At 39.2% G+C, this 21,762-nt stretch carries 18 protein-coding genes, 1 tRNA gene and 1 pseudogene; 12 read left to right on the top strand and 8 right to left on the bottom strand.

Translation table 11 applies throughout. The annotated features are described in order from the left end of the window. The first annotated feature begins 181 nt into the window (after positions 1-181). On the top strand, positions 182-1,942 hold the full coding sequence (gene sppA, locus M2448_RS14055) for a signal peptide peptidase SppA (protein WP_280646965.1): 1,761 nt from the start codon (positions 182-184) through the stop codon (positions 1,940-1,942). A 98-nt stretch (positions 1,943-2,040) separates the two neighbouring features. Here the strand turns inward: sppA and M2448_RS14050 are convergent, their stop codons facing one another. The 3 genes from M2448_RS14050 to M2448_RS14040 all read right to left on the bottom strand — a co-directional run bounded on the left by M2448_RS14050 (position 2,041) and on the right by M2448_RS14040 (position 5,031). After that, a complete protein-coding gene (locus tag M2448_RS14050; protein ID WP_280646964.1) occupies positions 2,041-2,883 on the bottom strand; it encodes a DUF4595 domain-containing protein in 843 nt (280 codons plus the stop codon). A 278-nt stretch (positions 2,884-3,161) separates the two neighbouring features. Further along, the gene (locus M2448_RS14045) at positions 3,162-4,595 is read right to left on the bottom strand and encodes a tetratricopeptide repeat protein (protein WP_280646963.1); all 1,434 of its coding nucleotides are present in this window, start codon (positions 4,593-4,595) and stop codon (positions 3,162-3,164) included. A gap of 136 nt (positions 4,596-4,731) precedes the next feature. Continuing rightward, the gene (locus M2448_RS14040; RefSeq protein WP_280646962.1) at positions 4,732-5,031 is read right to left on the bottom strand and encodes a hypothetical protein; all 300 of its coding nucleotides are present in this window, start codon (positions 5,029-5,031) and stop codon (positions 4,732-4,734) included. Between the two features lie 153 nt (positions 5,032-5,184). Here M2448_RS14040 and lpxK point away from each other — a divergent pair, with 153 nt between their 5' ends. Together lpxK and M2448_RS14030 are read left to right on the top strand one after the other, a co-directional pair. Then, positions 5,185-6,285, top strand: coding sequence for a tetraacyldisaccharide 4'-kinase (lpxK, locus tag M2448_RS14035; RefSeq protein WP_280646961.1), 1,101 nt, complete (start codon positions 5,185-5,187; stop codon positions 6,283-6,285). After that, positions 6,242-7,057, top strand: a complete 816-nt coding sequence (locus tag M2448_RS14030) for a purine-nucleoside phosphorylase (protein WP_280646960.1) — start codon at positions 6,242-6,244, stop codon at positions 7,055-7,057. Before lpxK ends, M2448_RS14030 begins: the two co-directional genes overlap by 44 nt. A 422-nt stretch (positions 7,058-7,479) precedes the next feature. Here the strand turns inward: M2448_RS14030 and M2448_RS14025 are convergent, their stop codons facing one another. Continuing rightward, the gene (locus M2448_RS14025) at positions 7,480-8,622 is read right to left on the bottom strand and encodes a transglutaminase-like domain-containing protein (RefSeq protein WP_280646959.1); all 1,143 of its coding nucleotides are present in this window, start codon (positions 8,620-8,622) and stop codon (positions 7,480-7,482) included. Positions 8,623-8,777: 155 nt separating this feature from the next. Here M2448_RS14025 and thiL point away from each other — a divergent pair, with 155 nt between their 5' ends. The 5 genes from thiL (at position 8,778) to M2448_RS14000 (ending at position 14,368) form a co-directional block, all read left to right on the top strand. After that, on the top strand, positions 8,778-9,812 hold the full coding sequence (gene thiL, locus M2448_RS14020; RefSeq protein ID WP_280646958.1) for a thiamine-phosphate kinase: 1,035 nt from the start codon (positions 8,778-8,780) through the stop codon (positions 9,810-9,812). Positions 9,813-10,179: 367 nt separating this feature from the next. After that, on the top strand, positions 10,180-11,319 hold the full coding sequence (locus tag M2448_RS14015) for a glycerate kinase (protein WP_280646957.1): 1,140 nt from the start codon (positions 10,180-10,182) through the stop codon (positions 11,317-11,319). A gap of 130 nt (positions 11,320-11,449) precedes the next feature. Next, positions 11,450-11,522 (top strand) — tRNA-Phe (locus M2448_RS14010). 239 nt (positions 11,523-11,761) lie between these two features. Further along, positions 11,762-12,775, top strand: coding sequence for a site-specific integrase (locus M2448_RS14005; RefSeq protein ID WP_280646956.1), 1,014 nt, complete (start codon positions 11,762-11,764; stop codon positions 12,773-12,775). Between the two features lie 243 nt (positions 12,776-13,018). Further along, positions 13,019-14,368: a site-specific integrase gene (locus tag M2448_RS14000; RefSeq protein WP_280646955.1), complete on the top strand. Its 1,350-nt coding sequence runs from the start codon at positions 13,019-13,021 to the stop codon at positions 14,366-14,368. Between the two features lie 394 nt (positions 14,369-14,762). On the opposite strand, the gene M2448_RS13995 is transcribed toward M2448_RS14000, so the two are convergent. The 4 genes and pseudogenes from M2448_RS13995 to M2448_RS13980 form a co-directional block, all read right to left on the bottom strand. Beyond that, positions 14,763-15,062 carry a helix-turn-helix domain-containing protein gene (locus M2448_RS13995; protein WP_280646954.1) on the bottom strand — a complete coding sequence of 100 codons (300 nt, stop codon included), beginning with the start codon at positions 15,060-15,062 and terminating at the stop codon, positions 14,763-14,765. Next, the gene (locus M2448_RS13990; protein WP_280646998.1) at positions 15,055-15,225 is read right to left on the bottom strand and encodes a helix-turn-helix domain-containing protein; all 171 of its coding nucleotides are present in this window, start codon (positions 15,223-15,225) and stop codon (positions 15,055-15,057) included. The genes M2448_RS13995 and M2448_RS13990 overlap by 8 nt, the downstream gene beginning before the upstream one ends. Positions 15,226-15,349: 124 nt before the next feature. Next, positions 15,350-15,625: pseudogene (locus M2448_RS13985) on the bottom strand (DUF3408 domain-containing protein); the annotation flags it as partial. Positions 15,626-16,142: 517 nt separating this feature from the next. Beyond that, positions 16,143-17,135 (bottom strand): hypothetical protein, encoded by a 993-nt coding sequence (locus M2448_RS13980; RefSeq protein ID WP_280646953.1) that lies wholly within the window; start codon positions 17,133-17,135, stop codon positions 16,143-16,145. Between the two features lie 628 nt (positions 17,136-17,763). On the opposite strand from M2448_RS13980, the gene M2448_RS13975 reads away from it, so the two are divergent. The 4 genes from M2448_RS13975 (at position 17,764) to M2448_RS13960 (ending at position 21,653) form a co-directional block, all read left to right on the top strand. Continuing rightward, entirely contained in the window at positions 17,764-18,114 is a 351-nt protein-coding gene (locus tag M2448_RS13975) for a MobC family plasmid mobilization relaxosome protein (protein ID WP_280646952.1), read from the top strand. Then, positions 18,104-19,336: a relaxase/mobilization nuclease domain-containing protein gene (locus tag M2448_RS13970; RefSeq protein ID WP_280646951.1), complete on the top strand. Its 1,233-nt coding sequence runs from the start codon at positions 18,104-18,106 to the stop codon at positions 19,334-19,336. Before M2448_RS13975 ends, M2448_RS13970 begins: the two co-directional genes overlap by 11 nt. A 558-nt stretch (positions 19,337-19,894) precedes the next feature. Then, on the top strand, positions 19,895-20,131 hold the full coding sequence (locus M2448_RS13965; RefSeq protein WP_280646950.1) for a hypothetical protein: 237 nt from the start codon (positions 19,895-19,897) through the stop codon (positions 20,129-20,131). Next, positions 20,118-21,653 (top strand): vitamin K epoxide reductase family protein, encoded by a 1,536-nt coding sequence (locus M2448_RS13960; RefSeq protein WP_280646949.1) that lies wholly within the window; start codon positions 20,118-20,120, stop codon positions 21,651-21,653. Before M2448_RS13965 ends, M2448_RS13960 begins: the two co-directional genes overlap by 14 nt. Positions 21,654-21,762: the final 109 nt, after the last annotated feature.

The raw sequence follows: 21,762 nt of genomic DNA, 5'->3' as shown, positions 1-21,762 counted from the left end.
TATATATGGAATTAAAATCCGAAAGACAGCGAAGATTGTTTAAAAAATATATCAACAGTTTTCAACAGGTTATAAACAACTTATTACAGTTTTAGGGTAATGGTTTCTTTTGTGTAATTTAAATAGCATATTACCAGATAAATATATAATTTTGTTATTCAATTAATATAAAAATTATCAGATGAAAGATTTTTTTAAAAGTTTATTAGCTTCCATATTAGGATGCTTTATAGTATTGGGACTGTTGTGTCTGATCATGTTTATTTCTCTTGCAGCCATGATGTCTTTCAGTTCGGAAGAAAAATATACATTGAAGGATAACACCATACTTACATTGAAGCTCGAAGGAGTTTTGTACGACAGAGTAGAAGATAATTCTATATTCGATGCCATTATGGGACGTAACGAACCTCCTAAACTCGGGTTGGACGATATACTGTCTTCTATAAAAAAAGCGAAGGAAAACGATAAGATAAAAGGTATTTATATCAATGCCGGCGCTTTTTCAGCATCGGGCGCATCGCTTAAAGAAATAAGAGACCAGCTGATAGACTTTAAAGAAAGCGGTAAGTTTGTAGTTTCTTATGCTGATGTCTATACACAGGGCTGTTATTACCTGTCGTCTGTTTCGGACAAAGTAATACTCAATCCTCAGGGTAATCTCGACCTGCATGGTTATGCAGCAGTACCTACCTTTTATAAAGGTTTGCTGGATAAGATAGGAGTAGAAATGCAGATTTTCAAAGTAGGTACATTCAAATCTGCCGTAGAGCCGTTCATGCTCGACAAGATGAGTGATGCTAACAAAGAGCAGGTATCTTCTTACATGAACGATATGTGGTCGACTGTTACAGACGAGATTTCTGCTTCGCGGAAAATATCGGTAGCAAAACTGAACGAACTGACCGATTCTCTGGTTACATTCAAAGAGGCTAAAGCTATTTTGAGTGACGGACTTGTAGATACGCTGATGTATGATACAGGTGTAAAAGAATATCTGAAAACATTGCTGAAAGTAGAAGAAGTGAAAGATGTACGCCTGGCATCGGTAAAGGATATTACTACAGTACCTTTTATTAACAAAAAATCGGCAGATGATATAATAGCTGTTCTTTATGCCGAAGGAAGTATCTCTGACGGAACAGGCAGAGAAGGCATTACGAGTAAACGTTATGTAAAAGAAATAGAAAAACTAAGAGATAATGATAAAGTAAAAGCTGTGGTCTTTCGTGTAAATTCTCCGGGAGGTAGCGCCTATGCATCGGAAGAAATATGGGAAGCTATAGGCTTGCTGAAAGCTAAAAAGCCGGTAGTAGTATCTATGGGCGACTATGCAGCATCGGGAGGATACTATATATCTTGTAATGCTTCTAAAATTATAGCACAACCAAATACATTGACAGGCTCTATCGGTATTTTCGGCATGTTCCCGAACGTGGAGGGACTGACAAAGAAAATAGGTGTCAGCTTCGATGCAGTGAAAACAAATAAGTTTTCCGATTTTGGTAATATGACCCGTCCGATGAGAGAGGATGAAAAAGCTATTCTCCAGAACTATATAGAGCGCGGATATGATCTGTTTCTTACCCGTTGTTCCGATGGTCGCGGTATAGCCAAAGACTCACTCGATCATATTGCACAGGGACGAGTATGGACTGGTAATCAGGCTTTGAAAATAGGTCTTGTAGATGCTCTGGGTAATATAGATACAGCTATAGAGGAAGCAGCTAAACTGGCCAGCCTCGATGATTATTCGTTACGCAGTTTCCCTAAAAAGGTAGATGTATTCGAAAGCCTGCTTATGAACCAGAAAGAAGAACTGGCTACTAAGGTTATGAAAGAATATATGGGTGCTGATTACGAATATTTCAAAACATTGAAAGAAATTAAAGAACAGGATTTCGTACAGGCACGTATGCCGTATGATATTGTTGTGAAGTAAATGTATTGATTATATAAATGAAACAGCCAAGAGGTAATACCTTTTGGCTGTTTTTATTTTACTTTTTCATTCTTATGCTTTGAAACCGGCATACAGATTTACCATGAAAAATTGAGCCTTACGATAGTTCCCCACTCATCAAATTTCATACTGGTAGGATAGCCTTTTGCATTCAGAGTCCAGTCGTATATATACACGTCATATTCAGGATCTCCTTCCCATTCTTCCGCCAGTTTTAGCGGCAGGTTCTTCGTCGCTTTCCCCAACAATCCTGCATAATAGGCGTATTCCATTTCGTCTATATCCATGCCCATAAGCGTATCGAAGAGCATAATGCAGCCCTTGTTTTCGATACCTTGCGGATGTGCTTCGGATGTGTAGATAATGGCCGAGGTGTTGTAATAATAGCTATTGTCTTCTGTCATCTTCACGTATGTGAGATTGCCGTCTTTGTATGTCATAGTTGTTGTTTCGCTGTCGTTGTTCCCTGATTCTTTTCTCTTCACATGGTTGAGCTGGCCGTCGCCGTTGTACCCAAACTCCCATGTGTCGATGGTACTATCTTCCGCGAATGTTTGTTGTGCTTCGCTGGCAAATCCGTTAGCTCCTATTTTCAGCCTGATTACGAAACCTTCTTCGGGATGCATCAGATCTTGAAAGTTCATTATTACAATATTATCTCCTCCTGTCGATTTTGTTTTTGCCGGATATTCGAAAGTCACTTTTTCGTAAGTATTGGATATTTCTTCAAGTAATCCGTCCGAATTATACTTGAGAGTAGACTCGCCCACCTTTTTGGGCAAGTCGCCCGTAAATACTTTTTTTGCGCCAAAGTTGTAGCCATTGTTGTTATTGTTGTCGTCATCGTCGCTACTGCACGACGAAAGGAACAAGCCCGCAAAGATAAATGTAAGTAAGAATAATAGTTGTTTTGTTTTCATGTTGTTGTTTGCTTTAATTGTTTGTTACTCGTTTATATAGAAATTTTTTCTACCTTTTTTTAAATCGACCCTGCCTGCTGCGAGAGAGGCACGGACAAGATGTCCGCGCCAGCGGGTTCAAAATCATTCTCGAATGCGAAACAAGTAAAAAATAATTAGGATAAAAAATTGTTAATAAACAAAAATGTCCTGATTTACCAATCAGGACATTTTTGTTGGATAAAAAGGGATATTAATAACAAATTGAGAATTATTGCCGATGAGTTACTGTTAACTGCTTACTGTTTTATATGTTTGAGTGTCTTTTTATATTCGCCGGGTGTAACTCCTACTATCTGCTTGAAGGCTGTATAAAAGGGCGATGTGCCCGCAAATCCCACTTTTTCGGCTATTTGCTGCATGGTGTAGGCTGTGTGTTGACCGTTGCACTGTGCTTTGAGTATTTCTTTGGCCTCTTCGATGCGGTAAAAATTGACATACTCGTTGAATCCTTTACCCAGGCTGCTGTTTATAACTTTCGACAGATAGTCGCGGTTGGTGGCAAGCTTGTCGGCTACCACATTTATGTTGAGCCCCTGCGTACGGTATATCTTTTCGTGGTCGAAGAGTTGCTCTAGTCCGGACAGTATTTCTGCGAGGTGCCTTACCCCATTCCCGTTTTCGGCTTTTCCTGTATCGGAATCTTCCGGCAGAACTTCTCTGGTTTTGTGTGTTCGCCCTATATACTCTGATAATTCTTCATTTTGCTTGACGATGCGGATGTGGTCTTGCCTTTTTTTGCGCTGGAAGTAATAATAGATAAAGAACAGGGCAATCAGTGAAACACAGGCTATTAGAAATAAGATGGACATGATTTTTTGTTGCCTGATGGTCTTATGTGCCGTTTCTAATTTTTGTTCTTTCTGTTCGGTTTCGTATTTTACTTTCAGTTCCTGGATGGCTGCAAATTTTTCTTTCACAAATACTGAGTCACGAAGTATATCGCGTGCATCTAATGTTTCCACAGCTTCGTTCCATTTGCCTTGCCCGACTAATGCTGATAAGGTATTGCCGTATATATCGATCATTAGATCTACATTGTCGGCTCGCCGAGCTATACCCATAGCATCACTAGCATAGGTCAATGAGTGATCGTATTGCCTTAGTCTATTATACACACCAGCTTTTGCATTGTATGAACGTGCCAGACCCATTGAGTCTTTGTACTGTTCTTTTATAGCCAACGATTTATCGAGTAAGCGCAGGCTTTCGGCATATTGCCCTTTCTTGAAATATATGTCTCCTTCGTTGTGATATATGACGGCCAGACTAGCCGGCATACCACTTGCTACGGCTATTTCCTCGGCATCCCTAAAAGCTTGTAATGCTTCGTCAAAGCGCTCAGTTTGTACTAATACCGTACCCAGATTGGTATTGGCCATGCGCATCCCATTTTTGTTTCCAGTTTCTGCATATATCGAAAGAGCTCTTCTGAGATTTTGTTCGGCCTGCTCATATTCTTTAAAGCGAATGAGGATGTTTGCTATATTCAGTAAAGCATTTGCCTCGTACTCTTTATTCCCTTTTCTGACAGCTGCATTAAGCACCTGTTCGAAACAGTAGCGAGCCGAATCGAGCTTTTCCATTCGTTGAAAAGACAGCCCCAGATTGTTGTTTATCCTGTCCACGTAATCACTGGCTTTAACATGCCCTGCTACAGTAGATTCAGCCATCCTGTAATATTTTATAGCATCTCTTGTATTTCCCTTTTTATTCTGATTGATACCTATATTGATATATATGGAAGCTTTGTTGATGGTATCTTCTTCGATCCCTTTTATACTGAGGCACTGTTGATATATGGAATCGCTAGCATCTAATTCTTTTTTTTATAGAGTATGCCAATCCTATTTGCATATTCGCTTCTATGGTTTGCTTTGCAGACAGTTTGTCTTTATCGTGGGCTAAGACTTGCTGCAATGCCTGTATAGCCGAATCGGGGTTGTTGAATGTCAGAGGCTTGGAGTCGTTGATGATTTTATCAATTTCGGCATTTGCCTCTGTGGTAATCTCACTTTGCCGGGACTGTTGTCCACAGGATGTGGCAAGTAATGATAAGAGGAGCATAAATGCGTATAATCTTGCTTTGTCGTGAAGTGTAAATTTCATGGGGTATTTTTCTCTGGGTTCTTAAATTTCTTTTCTCTTCCTTGTTTCAAAGATATAAATTATCTAGATGCACCACAGGTATGTTCGATTATTTTGTACCGAACTTATCCTATCAAAATGATATTTCTGAAATAAAATAACTATATTTATCGGATGATTAAAATTCCGTCTGTGCATATCAATAAATGGTTGCTGCCTTTTTCATGGCTGTACAGGTTGATTGTATATATACGCAACAAATTCTTCGACTGGGGAATACTCAAACACGAGGAGTTCGATGTTCCTGTTATCTGCATCGGTAACATCACTGTAGGCGGCACAGGCAAGACTCCGCACACTGAGTATCTGGTAAACCTGTTGCAGGAAAAATACAGGGTAGGAGTGCTCAGCAGGGGATATAAGCGTAAGTCGAAAGGCTTTGTACTTGCCACACCCCATTCCACTAGTCTCGAAATAGGAGACGAATCGTTTCAGATAAAACAAAAATACCCCGATGCTATTGTAGCTGTAGACGGTAACAGGCGAAGAGGGATCAAAGAACTGCTGTCGCTGGACAATCCTCCCGAAATAATATTACTCGACGATGCTTTCCAACATCGTTATGTGAAGCCGTCATATACTATTATATTGTCAGACTTCAATCGTCCTGTGTACGACGACACATTGCTTCCGGCAGGCAGGCTCAGAGAACCGGCGTCGAGCCTTGAGAATGCCAATATAATATTGGTAACCAAGTGCCCCGAAGACCTGCAACCGATCGACTTCCGCATTATTTCACACGATATAAATGCGTTTCCTTACCAAGGGCTTTATTTTACATCGTTTACATATAAAAATCTTATATCTGTATTTGAAAGCGAGAATAAAAATCTAACATTAGATAGCCTCAGAAGCAAACATATCTTGCTGGCTACCGGAATAGCTTCGCCTAAAATGATGATAAACAAGCTTTCGGAATATACTACCGAAATAGATATACTGACCTATCCCGATCATCATAATTTCAGGGAAAAAGATATAAAGCATATTTCAGAACGATTCAGAAGTATAAATACAGATGATAAAATTATTCTGGTAACCGAAAAAGATGCCGCGCGGCTGGTGCTGAGAGACGACATAGACGACGATATAAAAGAGCATTTGTACTATCTGCCTATCGAGGTCGCCTTTATGGATAAAGAAACAGAATTTAAAGAAAAAATATTTAAACATGTTAGAGAGAATTCAAGAAACCGCAACCTTTATAAAAGGTAAAGTAGCAGTAGTTCCCAACATTGCTATTATATTGGGTACAGGACTGGGAGAACTTGTACATGAAATAAGTGACAAAAAAGAAATTCCGTACGAAAGCATCCCTAATTTTCCGCTTTCGACAGTAGAAGGACACAGTGGAAAACTTATCTTCGGAAAACTGGGAGGTAAAGATGTGCTTGCCATGCAGGGACGTTTCCATTATTACGAAGGCTATACTATGCAGGAAGTAACATTCCCTGTGCGTGTGTTTCAGGCTCTGGGTATCAAATACCTGTTTGTGTCGAATGCAGCAGGAGGTATGAACGGCAGCTTCGATATAGGCGACATCATGCTTATCGACGATCATATCAATACATTCCCTGAGCATCCGCTTCGCGGCAAGAATTACAAAGAACTGGGCACGCGTTTCCCGGATATGAGTAATGCGTACGACAGAGATCTTCAGAAAATGGCGAAAGAAATAGCCTCTGAAAACAATATTAAACTTCAGCATGGTGTATATGTAGGTACGCAAGGGCCTACATTCGAAACACCTGCCGAATACAACTGGTTCCGTATTATTGGCGGCGATGCAGTGGGTATGTCTACAGTGCCCGAAGTGATAGTAGCCAATCATGCAGGCATGAAAGTAATGGCATTCTCTATTATTACCGATATAGGCGTTATTGGCAAGATAGTGGAAGTGACACACGAAGATGTACAGGAAGCTGCTAAAATAGCTCAGCCGAAAATGGCATTCATCATGCAGGAGGTGATAAAAAGGCTGAACTAATAAAGTTTTTATATCTGATAAAATATGAGACTGTCCCACAAGTATAAGGGGCAGTCTCTTTTGCATTTTAATGAGAAGTATTCAAAAAGTGTTTAGATTAACGTGAGTTCGAAATAATAGTATCTAAATATCAGCTAGTTATATATTTTCTTTGTGAGCCTTGTGTAAAACCTTGTGCTCTTTGTGGTTAAATCTTATTTCTTTTACCACAAAGGATACAAAGAAAAACCACAAAGGGCACGAAGTTTACATCATATATTTTGGAAAAAAATTGATTACATACTATTTTTATATTGAACTCACGTTAGATTAGAAGCCATTGATTCTCAAGAGGACGGGAGCATACTTTAATATGTGACCTGCGACTGATAAAGCTGGCAATGAAGCAGATGAATACTTTTGGCACATCTTCATTATTTTTTCTATTTCGGTTTTACCCAGAACAGATCAGGATTATTTGTCTTATAATCGATCCACATCCTTTTCTTTTGCTCCTTAACGTCTTTCTGAGGCGATTGGTTCAGAGCATCCAGCGGTAGAAGCTGTACATATACAGCGTCTTCATTGCCTGTCCTTGTTTCCATATTGTATTTACTCTCAGGAGAGCATTCGAGCCTGTAAAGGTTTTTAGCCATATACGTCTCCAGATAATATTCTTTTGTCTGTTTCTCTTTATGGTTCCAGTTAGCATCTTCGTTCAGTACCAATGGCCTGCCGTCTATCAGGCGTTCGCGTACTTCCTGTATGCCGAGTAACACGCCGTTTTCGTCTTTCACGTATGCTGCAAAGCTCGGGTCTATCCATATCCATTTACCCAGATCGTTTGAATATACAGCATTGATAACATGGCAGTCGTCAAATTCCAGCTCTTTTGGCATACAGGTAACAAAGCGTGACTTGATGCCCATAGCCAGATAACATTCGTTGAGCGCTGTGGCAAGCATACGGCAGTTGACACCCCGATTTTGTTCTTTACACACCTTTATGATGTTCATAGCATTTCGTGGTGAAGGGTTCGAACTGCTTCCATCGTGAGGTACGAGGTCGTGAAGCCAGTACATCAGGTTCATTATTTTTGAGATTTCATCACCGTTTCCGGCTACCGAATCCAATTTGTATTCAGCCCTTAGTTTTTTCAGGTCAGGATTATCGGAAGACATGTAAGTCCATTCGGGTATCGGGCGCTGGTCGGAATAGTTGTATTCCTTTGCATTCTTCAATTTAGTGAGATACGACATTTCCACTTTTATCTGCGTCCATGCCGAATCGGTACCATTGCGCAGGATAACAAAGTCATATGTCTGATTCTCTTCCACATCGAACGATATGGAGTCTATATCGGTATAAAAAGTAACTTTCTTGCCACCACCTACCGATGTATATACGTCAGGTTTTATGTCGGGCATTATAGTCCACGCTTTTTCCCTGAAAAATTTTCCGTCCCTGATATCCACAGTATCGGAAGTCGCTTTTACAATTCTTATTTCGTCTTTTGATGCTTTTGGTGTACACGAGGTGATGCAGATCAGGAGCAGGGCTGAAATAATGGTGCTTGTTGTTTTCATAAATAAGGTATGGTTATGTTTTTTATCAATCTATAAATAGATTGACGTACAAAAAACAGAAATGTTACAATATGTGTTTCGGAAAGGGAGAAATATTTTTTCTGAAGATATGGTAAAAAAAGAGTAAATTTGCTTTATCATAACAAAATAAATAAATGAAACGGACAGAAATAGCTCAACTGGGTGAATTCGGATTGATAGATCACCTGACTAAAAATATAGAACTCAAAAACAAGAGTAGCGAAAAAGGAGTAGGGGACGATGCTGCGGTATTGTCTTACGGTGATAAGAAAACACTTATCACTACCGATCTGTTACTTGAAGGCATACACTTCGACCTGATGTATGTTCCGCTGAAACATCTGGGATATAAATCGGCAGTGGTTAATATTTCGGACATCTGTGCCATGAACGGGCAGCCGAAACAAATAACTGTTTCGCTTGGTATATCTAAACGATTTTCGGTTGAGGATCTCGATCTGTTTTATGAGGGCGTATATCTGGCCTGTGAAGAATACGGTGTGGATGTCGTAGGTGGCGATACTTCCGCTTCGCTTACAGGACTTACTATCAGCGTTACTTGCATAGGTGAGGGCGAGGAAGGTAAGATAGTGTACCGCAGCGGGGCGAAAGATACCGATCTGATTTGCGTTTCGGGTGATCTGGGAGCCGCTTTTATGGGGCTTCAACTATTGGAACGCGAAAAGGCTGTATATGACGGTAAGACTGATTTTCAGCCCGACTTTACAGGAAAGGAATATTTGCTCGAACGTCAATTGAAACCGGAAGCCCGTAAGGATATTGTCCGCTTTCTTGCTGAGGAAGGAATTGTTCCTACATCAATGATCGACGTTTCGGATGGTTTATCTTCCGAACTGAAACATATCTGTAAGCAGAGCGGGGTAGGATGCCGCATATTTGAAGAGCGCATCCCTATCGACTATCAGACGGCTATGATGGCCGAGCAGTTCAATATGAATGTGACTACTGTCGCCCTGAATGGCGGCGAAGATTATGAACTGTTATTCACCGTACCGCTTTATCTGCACGACAAAGTATCGAAGATGAAAGGGGTGCATGTGATAGGACATATCACTAAAGAGGCATACGGGCTTGTGCTCGAAACGCGTGATGGTGGCGAGATAGAATTGAAGGCGCAGGGCTGGAATTCGCTTGGGGAAGAGATTTAACAAATTCGTAATACTTTATCTATACAGAGAAGATAACAAGCGTGTTATAAGATGGGGAAGTAACAAATGTGTAAATAGGTAAAATCCGTTACATTGATTCCGCTTTGCTCTGTCGAACGTTGTTCGTTACATTTTAGTTAAAATCCGGGATTGCCTCCTGCTTTAGCTGGAGGATAACAGGGTAAAAAGATGAAAGACTTTAGTCAAAATAGTTTTGATTATTGTCATTTCGGAACGACTCTCTACTCAAGAATTAAAAGTCGCGGTAATTAAAGAAAAGTAATGAAGAATCAAAAACAGTGAGAATCCATTACTTTCGTTACATTTTAGTTAAAATTGAATATCCTGTTTTAATATACAGTATCTTATGAGAAATCCTGTATTTGTATTAGCTCCCGATTCTTTTAAGGGTTCGATGACAGCTAAACAGGCTTGTGAGGCTATGGAGCGTGGCATACGAAGAGTATTACCTACAGCCGAATGTATAAAAATACCTATGGCTGATGGGGGAGAGGGTACTATGCAATCGTTGGTGGATGCTACGGGTGGACGGTTATATGAATTGGAGGTTATTGGGCCTCTTGGCGTATCTGTATTGGCTCAATATGGGATTTTAGGGAATGGTAATACTGCCGTTATAGAAATGGCTTCGGCCAGTGGAATACACTTAACGGATAAGAATACACGCAATCCGCTTATTGCTACTACTTATGGTACAGGACAGCTTGTTAAAGCCTGTTTGGATAAGGGCATCCGGAAAATTATACTCGGAATAGGAGGGAGTGCCACTAATGATGGTGGAGCGGGTTTTGCTCAGGCGTTAGGGGTCAAATTTTTGAATAAAGAAGGCGTAGAGCTGCCATTTGGCGGAGCTGCTTTGTCAGATTTATATAAGATAGATATTTCATCAGTCGATGAAAGGTTGGCTGATACAGCTATAGAAGTTGCCTGTGATGTTACTAATCCGTTGTGTGGAGAAGAAGGTGCATCATTTGTTTTTGGCCCTCAGAAGGGAGCTACCGACGCTGAGATGAAAATATTGGATGAGGCACTTTACCATTATTCACACGTAATAAGAGGGCACTTAGGTAAAGAAGTAAAGGATATTCCCGGAGCCGGAGCTGCGGGTGGTTTGGGTGCCGGATTACTGGCTTTTACGAATGCTCGCCTCGAAGGGGGTGTCGATCTGGTTGCCCGTTATACCGGTTTACATGAAGCTATAAAGCAAGCAGACATTGTATTTACAGGCGAGGGAGCTATAGATTCTCAGACCCGATATGGGAAAACACCCTATGGTGTGGCACGGATCGCAAAGATGAAAAAAAAGAAAGTGATAGCTGTTGCCGGTTGTGTACTTGGGGATATAGGGGATTTTAATGATCTCGGTTTTGACGATATTTTTAGTATTACCTCCGGAGGTATGTCTTTAGAAGAAGCTATGGATAGGGCTGAAGAGAATATGGAACAGGTAATGGAAGATGTGATAAGATCGTTTATCATGAAGTAATTCTTTATAGCTATTCAGCACTTTTATCTGATCTGTAAGATGAAATATTTTTCTTATATTTTTGGATAGTATAAAAATTGTCCTATCTTTGCACACGCAAACATAAACAAGTATACAAAACTACGGTATTGGTGCCATAGCTCAGTTGGTAGAGCAAAGGACTGAAAATCCTTGTGTCCCCGGTTCGATTCCTGGTGGCACCACTTTTAAAAGACTTCAAATTTGGTAAATCCCTGAAAATAAAACGTTTCAGGGATTTACTTTTTCCAAGAAATCCTTCATTTTTAGCAAAATTAGGCAGTTCCCTCGGGCTAAATCGTGGACAATTTTATCCACGTAAAAAAGTGTCCACGAATTGCGCCTTAAGTCGCTGATTGTCTTATCGTTTAAGATTCTCTATTAAGCATGGTTCAAGTATCTTTAAACCATTAATTTTTAGAGTATGAGACAGACTTTTAATGTGCTTTTCTTTATTCGGAAAACACGAGCGTTGAAATCAGGAGAGAATCCTATCATGTTGCGAATCTCAATCGCAGGGCAATTATCAGAAATACAGCTAAAGAGAGCTGTAAAGCCTAATCTTTGGAATCAGAACAAAGAACGATGTATGGGCAAAGATGCCGCTTCGTTGGAAATTAACCGTTATCTGGAATCTGTAAAACTCCGTTTGTTTGAAATCCACCGCAAGATGGAGGAAGAAGGCAAGCTAATCAACCCTATGGAAATAAAGCGGAAGTTCCTCGGACTGGATGAAGAACACAAAATGTTCTTTCAGGTATTTCAGGAGCATAACGACAAGTGCAGGGAGTTAATCGGTAAAGATTACGCCAAAGTAACCATCTCTCGTTTTGATACCTGTTTGAAGTATTTTCGGGAAATGAGCCAAAGCCAATATCAACGAAAAGATATTCCGCTAAAAGAAGTCACTAACGGTATGATTCATGATTACATCCACTTTCTGAAAGCCGAAAAGGGATTGCAAGAAAATACAGTTATCCGTTACATGAAGGTAGTAAAGAAAGTACTGAACATTGCGGTGAACTACGATTGGATACAAAAGAATCCATTTGGCAATATCCGTTTCCACGAAAAAGAAGTAAACAAAGAGTTTCTAACCAAAGAAGAACTGGAAACACTACGCACAAAAGAATTTGATATTCCACGATTAGAACTGGTGCGGGATGTATTTTTAGTGCAGTGTTGGACTGGACTCGCCTTCATAGATGTATCCGAATTAAAAGAAGAACATATCATTGCTGATAATGACGGAAACCTATGGATACGAAAGGAAAGGCATAAAACCGGAATCATGTGTAACGTGCCATTGCTTGATGTTCCATTGGAGATTATTGAGAAGTATAAAGACCATCCACTTTGCCAGAAGAGAGGTGTTTTACTCCCTGTATTGAGCAATCAAAAGATGAATAGTTATCTCAAAGAAACAGCAGACATTTAAGAGAGCTAAAGCAAAAGAAGGTAACAAGAACGTAATCAGCGGATTATAACAATGGTTCTTTTTGATATTTTGGGAATAAACGCATAAAAAAGCAAAGTTGGCGGCGAGTTCAGTTACCAAGTCGTTACCTGAGCAAAATTTCGACTTTGTTATTTAATGTGCTTTTATACAGCAGTTTGCGTAATTTTGCATAGTGCCGGATAACTCTAAACAAACTAAATTTGTAACTTAAAAATCAGAGTTATGGCAAGAAGTACATTCAAGGTTCTGTTCTACCTGAAAAAGAACAATCTGAAACCCGACGGCAAAGCACCCGTTATGGGGAGAATCACCGTCAATGGTAGTATCGCCCAGTTTAGCTGTAAGCTAAACATCAAACCCTCACTTTGGGACACCAAGGCAAATAAAGCCTCAGGCAAAAGCCTCGAAGCCCAAAAGATCAATCAGAAGTTGGACAACATCAAAACCCAAATCGGCAAGCAGTACCAACATATCTGCGACAAGGATAATTTTGTATCAGCCGAAAAGGTCAAGAACGCTTATCTGGGTTTTGGAGATGATTACCGCACTTTTTTCTCTATAGCCGATGAGTTTTACGAAAGTTATGCCAAGCGTGTCGGTAAAGACCGTACCGAAGGCTCTTACGAACAACTATTGATTAACCGCAAGCGTGTAGAGATGTTTCTTAGGGATAGATACAATTTGTCTGATATCCCCATCAAGGAAATAGAACCTCAGTTTATCGAAGATTATTATGCTTACTTATTAGAAGAACGCAAGCTGGCAGGAAGTACCTTGCTTACCGCCGTTACCAAACTCAAGCAAATTATGCTGATAGCTCAACGCAAAGGCTATGTGCAGGTCAATCCTTTTGCCGGATTCCGATTCAAAGCCAAAACCCGAGACAGAGGTTATCTGACCGAAGATGAACTCAAAAGATTTATGTCTGTGGAACTTCGCCGATACAAGCAGCGGCAGATTCGGGATATTTTTGTCTTTTGCGCATTTACCGGGCTTGCTTATTCTGATGTAAAGAAACTGACCTTCGATGATATACAGACTTCTTTCGATGGCGAATTGTGGTTGATAGCCAAGCGCAAGAAAACCAATGCCACTTTCTATGTAAAGCTACTTCCTGTAGCTAAACGGCTGATTGAACAATATCGCTTAGTTGCCAAAAATAATTATATATTTCCTGTTCCCACTTTTAGCGATAGTATGAACCGATGCCTGCAACGTATCGCTAAATTATGTGGTATCAGCAAACGGATTACCTCACACATGGCCAGACACTCGTTTGCCACAACCGTCTGTTTGTCAAAGGGTGTACCCATAGAAACCGTTTCACAGATGCTCGGGCATTCTTGCATTACCACCACACAAATCTATGCCAAAATAACCAACGAAAAGATCAGTAAGGACATGGCGGCACTAACAGATAAGATTGGAGACACATACCAGCTCGATACCGACAGGGATGAGTCAGATTACAGAAATATCAAACATATCGGTAAAAAACAAAAAGCGATGTTTATCCGGAAAAAGAGGGAGAATAATCCGGTTAATCCGGCAAATTACATCATGCGAAAATAGGATTTAATAAATGGAGTAAAATTAAACAGGTCGGAGCGAGTCGTTTCCGTAGCAGGCGAAAGGTCGTTCCGCAGGGGATGAAGCAGTCAAGTCCGGAGCCCTACGGGTCTGATCTTCGAATCTCCACCCTACCGGGTTGTATTCTCGCTCTGAGACTTGTCCGTTCACCCGACCTGCGAAACAAAGGGAGAAAATCCCCTGCAACGAAACGACTCACCCCGACGATGACGCATAGCATCAAAAACAAAACAAGCATCCCCTGATTAACATCAGGAATGCTTGTTTTTTGATTTAGAATGTGGGCAACTTCAACTCCCTCCCCTTAGATTCTGCATATACATTTTACTTTTCCTATTCCTATCGGTTTTCATCTTATTTGTCCACCGTTAGATAATTAAAAAGGCAGTTCGGGAGAACGATAGTTCCGATGCAATACATCCTCCAACTCTTTTTCGGGATAGAGTATCTTGCCTCCGACAGTCGTATAACAGATTATCCGCTTATCACGCAGGCTTTGAAGCGTACGGGGCGAGATATGGAGATACTCCATCACCTGCTCTCCACTCAGGTAACAATCGTCTGCCAATGTTGGACGATGTTTCTCACGAACATCCTGTACATCGCAGAGGGCTTGTTCTATCTGCCGGCTGAGCTCTTTGAACTCATCGGACTCATAATTGATAAACTTATCCATTCTGCTTTTGTTTCATGCCTGCCTGAAGCAGCCCGTTGATATCCGATTCTTTGAAATAGACTTTACCACCCAGCATAGCATAAGGTATCTTCCCGTTGTTGCGCCAAGTTTGCAGCGTTCGTTTGGATATGCCCAACGCCCGGCAGACATCTGCCGAATCCAGTCAGCCGTCACGGGGATTGGAGCAATACAACTCTCTCAAAGCCTTTACTTCAAATGTTAATCGGCCGATTTGCCTTTTCAGCAATTCCCACGCTGATGCATCAATACAAACAATTTCCATAATCTTAGTCTTTTAAATCTTTTTCGTTAAATGTGCTGGCTAAAGAACGTTTCAAGCCTTCATTGGCAGCACGGGTTATCAGTTCACGGTTTACCGACAGGTGGTCGGCAAGGATATTGGACAGCAGGATGGTCGGTGTTATCTCCGGTACGATATGTTGGAGCGAGGCAACAAGGGTTTGCAGCTTCTCTTTCATCCGTACATCGATATATACCGGCGTATAGTCTTTTACCTTATTAATGCCCAAGAACCGCTTGGTATATTCTTCCTCATCTTTCTTACGTGAAGATTTTACCTTTGCGGATGCAGGAGTTCATGTGCTGTCTTCTAAAAATTCGGATACATCCGGTTTTTCGTTTTCCGGTTTGCTCTTTTCTAAATTTTCACTCATAAGAATTTGTTTTAAATGTTTATACGATAATTTTTACTGATAATTACTAATACCTCTGTTCAAACATCCCTGATGCGGTTGGCTCTGCCCATACTCATACATCTTCCGGAGGATAAGAAGCCTACAAGGTTATATACTCCCGTTCCGGAATCAGGAGCAAAGTTACCTGCTCTCCGATACCTGCCCTGTTAACATAACAGCATTAGCTAACAGGTTCGAGTTATATAGTGTTGATTATCAGTATGTATATTTTGAGGAAGGTGTAAAGAGTTGGGAAGTCAGCTAGTAAGGGCTTGGAGATGCCTAATTATTAATGTATTGATAGACAGTGCGCAATAGGGCATTTGGGAAAGGAGGCAATATTTATTGATGATACATGCAAAACTGGCTACTTATGCTTTTTTAACTATTCTTCCCGGTTTTCCTCTATCAGCTCGATTAGTTCGTCTATATCATCGAGTCCCTGAACAAACTCCCGCTTGCTGCGTTTGCGGTCATTCATCATTTGCCCGATGGGGATATAGTGTATTTCGCTACCGTAGCGACGTATATTGCCTTCGCTGCGGAAAGAGATAAAGTCTTTGTTGCCTGCGGCAACTGACATCCATGTACCTTTGATATAGCCTTTGGCGGAAAGTTCGTCAAAAAGGTAGACCAATGATTTTTGGTTGGTTACCTGTAAGGCTTCGGGAAGTTTGCCCGACAAGAGTTTTCTGAGTTGTGCCGCTTTGACGGGACGGCGAAACAGGCGTATCTTTTCAATATATTCTGCCAGTAGCTTGTATTGTTCGTTATTCAGTTTGGGCTCATAGGAACGTTTCTTGAACTGTTGTTTGTTTTTAGTAGTAGATTTCGATTTGGCATTTTCAGTTACAACTTGTTCTTCAATGGAGATTTCTTGTTTGTCTACTTTGGGTGTATCGATAGGTCTACTTACTTCAATTTTTTCTTTTGGCTTGGCTTCTTTATTGGGATAATTTGCCAACAGGCGTTCGAGGCTGATAAGGTCTACCAGTTCCCTGAAATAAGGTAAATCTATTTTAGCTAACTCTTCAGCATAGTTAGCAGGAGTTATTTCATTTTGAGGTTTTGTAAATGTCCTGTACTTATGATAAACCTCCTTGGTAATATCATCGTAGAAATCACTATACCAGAGATAGTCTTCTCTACCATCGTACATATATCGTTGTACACTTTTCAAAGGAGGATTATTACGGATAATATCCAGTATCTTGCTTCTTAAAAGAGCAATATCTTCTGATGTGGGTTTTGCATTGGTGTTTACTGATAAAGCCGTTTGATAGTTTACCTGAGAAAAACGGTCAATACACTGTCCAACATCCCTAAACTGTAACTTGGCTACATCTTCCTGAATATGTTCATCATTAGACTGGTACATATTTCAAAGATACTAAAAAATCATGAGTGATATTACCCATATTACTAACAGAAGTAGCTAAAGTTAGTTGGATTGGCAATATGTGTGGCAAATAAATGTAAGGTAAAGCAAAGTTATACCTATCAAATTATCAATGATATAACTACAATAATTATAATATATATTTGTGCCTGTATCCATGTTGTATGCCCTTAAATATATAGTAAAATGAGAATATTTATTAAACCCATTCAACCTAACTGCTCTACCTACCCTTGAAGAGCAAACGGCAATACACGGATGGTATTGCTTGATTCCCATTTTCCGGTATTATGCACACCCCGGTGTGTAAACGTTGCCGCCCTATCAAAAAACAAAGAAGCTGCCGCCTCTTTCTTTTTTTCTCGTCGTCAAAGGAGCAAGGTAATCTTTCGGGTAACCCAAAAGTCGCTGCGCATCCTTTTGAATTACTCCCGAAAATACCTTGCCCTTGCAGGGGGCTCAGCACCATACAGCCTGCTCCCGATGGTCGCATGACTGATGGAGCTGTGTAGCGATCCTGCACTTCATCTCCCGTTGGTTGACTCCGTTACGGCTCGCCCGAGTCTCGGAATACACTCGGATTTTCCAAACCTAAAACAAAATGGTTATGGAAAATAAAGAGAAGAATGGCAGAAAAACAGGTCGTCCAAGTAAAGGAGAGAAGAAACTAACTATTCCAATCAATCTGAAATTGACCGAAGATGATTTTAATTCGGTGAAAGAAAAAGCAGCCAAGTTAGGAATGAAACCTACTCAATACGCACGGGAAATGACATTGAAAGGAAAGGTTAAATCCCGCTTCACCTTGGAAGAACTCGACCTGATACGCAAGCTGTCGGGCATGGCGAATAACCTCAACCAGATAGCTAAGCAAGCGAATAAATCCGGACTACCCAATACGGCCGTGGAGCTTATTATTATGATGAACCAAATCAAAAAACTGTTGTATGATCGCTAAGAATATCAAGGGAAAATCGTTCAAAGGTTGTGTATCCTATGTCATGTATGAGGGAGCGACCCTACTCGAAGCAGATGGTGTTTGGGCGGAAACGAAGCAGGATATCATCCGCAGTTTTGCCATGCAACGTTCCGGCAGGAAAGAAATAAAGCAGCCTGTCGGGCATATCCCGATTGCCTTTTCTCCCGAAGACAGCCACAGGCTGACTAATAATTTCATGATCCAATTGGCCAAAGAATATATGCAGGAAATGGGGATTAAAAACACCCAATATATCATTGTCAGGCACGATAATACCGACAATCCCCACCTGCATATTGTCTACAACCGTATCGATAACGACCTGAAACTGATCTCCGTCAATAACGATTACAAGCGAAATGTCAAAGTTTGTAAGAAATTAAAGGACAAATACAACCTGACTTACGGTAAGGGAAAAGACAAAGTCAAACGAGAAAAATTAGATAACCCCGACAAGGTAAAATACTATATCCACGATGCGATAAAGTCGGTTTTACCCACTTGTAAGAATCCGGCAGATCTGCGCTTTGCTCTGAAAAAGTTCGGAATAGAGATTGAATATAAATGGAAACGGACAGCCAAGGAAATAGGAGGTGTGTCGTTCCGGCACGATGGTATTGCGTTCAAAGGTTCACAAATTGACAAGAAATTCAGCTTCGAAAATCTCAAAAAAGAGTTTGAAAAGAATATTAAAGCACAGCAGGAACAGGTAGAAAAAGAACATTCAAAAATACAACAGCAAACGGAAAACAAAGCGAAAAATCGATCTATTGGTGGAGTCGAATTGACAACAGAGCAATGGCAGACTTTAAAAGAAGGCGGTTATATCTATCTGGAAAATATGAAGACAAAAGATGGAAGCGGGCCATTCTCGTTATACGTTTTTTTGAATGATGAGAAGAATAAAGTCTTTTTTAGCAACAAGAATCCCGATGAATTTGTCAAATTCGGTAAGTATGAAATGCGTATCAGGGATAAAATCCTAATAGAAAAAGGATATATAACCAAAGCTAAAGTCAAATGGTATGGTATCGGAACTTTTGCGTATCCGTACCTCTGGAAAAGTAATAAATCTGACACAGAATATCAGGAAAACTGGAGTGATCCGAGAATCCCAAAGGCGCAGGAATTAGAAAAAAAGATTAACAAAAAACAGAATAATAATCGAAATCTGAAAAAGAATAAAGGACAAAGATTGTAAGAATAAATCTTTATAATGAAAGGGTATTAATAATCTAGACCAATTCTAAATTGCTAAAAGGAAAGTGTTAATCTAATAACTACAGAACAACTAACGATTAACACTTTATATTATAAATATGCTGTTTGGTTGATGAATATGTACATGTTTTATAACATATTTTGTCATATTAAATTTAAGTAAATAAATACTAATTTTAACGATATATTTGTTTTGTCTATCTGGTTCTATCGGAAATATTGTGAACTAATTATAGAATAGTAAATATCCTAGCTAGAAAATGTTAAGATATAATTGAATTTGCTAGAATATTAAGAGATTTTTAAAGGTTAGGGTATTAAAATAGGTGTATCATTTTGAGAACAGTTATATATCCCAGATCGAACATTATGTACTTTTACTGTTGTTTTGAAATATTTTGATAGACCTCTGTATTTCTTGCTTAAAAGAATTTCCCAATTAGGTAAAGACGAATGAATTATATAACTATCCTGGCTAACTAACTACTAAATAAAGGTATAAAAATTATAGTAATAATTTTTTAGAGAAGAAGAACCAATGAATAAAATGAAAGAAGAAAATATACTTAACAAGGTAGATCTGAATATTACTGTACAAGCATTATCTCCTGCACCTTTTCAATGTAAAATAATTATTGATGGTGTTGTTTCTGAAGGTGATGCATATGCTCGAAGTGCAGAAGAAGCCAAAGAGAAAATAATGCAAGCATATGGACACATGTTTGATGACATAGAAATTGAATGTTATCCAAAAGGTAGTGATGGAAATCAGTAGTAATAAATCATACAAGGCTCTATGCTATTACTTGAATAAAATCGGAATTCGAGTAAGTGCTAAAACATTAAAAGACAGTTTGAACAAACATCCCTTTAAGGATGGTGTACGGGGCATTAGTGATACATTGGACGGACTTAGAGTAGAACATCTGGTTTGCCAATTAACAACAGAACAGTTAGAAGAAATAGAAACACCATTTATTGTTTTTACTACTACTGAAAAAGATCCTATTGGAATTGTTAATTACATAGGTGAAAAAATAAATGTGTATTCGCCAATATCCGGTAATCTGGATATAAGCCGTGATGTTTTTAACCGGATATGGACAGGCATTGTAATTGCAGGTGAAAAAGGAGAGAACACATATAATGAAAATTGGATAACGTATTTTGTTAAACAATGTATCAATTGGGTAGAGGAAAATATATTCCTTTTATGCACTATATGCTTTATTCTTATTTTATCCATTGGCATATTTAATAATCAAACATTCAATATTTATGAAACTCTCATCTATGTAATAAAAGTTTCAGGAGTAGGAATGTCTGCTATTATAATTTATAAAACATATTTTAATCGAAATATATTAAAACGCTTTTGTCAGATAGGAACAACTGTTGATTGTAACAGTGTATTAAACTCCAAAGTTTCAAAATTTTTCGATTGGATAGGATTCGGAGAATTATCTTTTATCTATTTTCTCTCTACATTGTTGTGGGGGATATTTCTGACTGATTCTCCTCTTTCAATATATATTATATGCTCGGGAATAGCATTTTTATTTACTATATTTTCCATTATCTGGCAAGGTTTCATTGCTAAAAAATGGTGTCTCTTATGTATGATTGTTAATCTTATAATTGTTTTGGAACTCGTTGTTAGCAGCATAAACTACAAAACAATAAATATATCTGTTTTAGATTTTACAGGTTTGGCTATTTGCTTTATATTTAGTCTGTTCTGTTGGATAATCTTTAGGGATTTACTGTTTATAAAGAAAAGAAAACAGAGATTAGATGATAAGAATATAGAATTACTATCTGATTTAGAATTATTTAATCTATTATTAAATAAAAGTTCAAAAGTACAACCTTATTTTTCTTTTGCTCCATTGTCCAACAATATAGAATCTTCCAATAATTTATTGATAATAACCAATCCTTCATGCGGTATATGCGCTAAGTTACATGAAGAAGTAAAAACAATGGACAATAATCTTAATATTAATCTGATTATAGCATTGGACAACAAAGATAAAAAAGGGAAGGATGCCGCTTTAAAAATAATCTCTACATATCAAAAAGATGGATGGGAGAAAGCTTTCGTAATGATGGAACATTGGTTTCATTATAAGCGGACAAATGAGGACGTTATTGTTAGTGACGAGGCTCACTTTGTTTTAGAGAAACATCAGGAATATTGCCGTCTAATCAAACTGAAAGGGACACCATTGGTCGTTATTAAAGGGCATGTTCTTCCAAGGATATATGAACTTGAGGATTTAAAGTTATTGTTATAATAAATTATAGTTTGATAACAGAGACTCGCCATCTTTGTTCATCAAAAAAAGCCTCCTTGCAAGACGTAGCTAAACTAAAAAATCTTGACCGGATTTTATTACTAACTAA

The organism is Dysgonomonas sp. PF1-14 (assembly GCF_029892965.1).
Taxonomy (GTDB): domain Bacteria; phylum Bacteroidota; class Bacteroidia; order Bacteroidales; family Dysgonomonadaceae; genus Dysgonomonas.
Note: the sequence above shows the minus strand (reverse complement) of the source record. Positions and strands in the feature narration are given on the sequence as shown.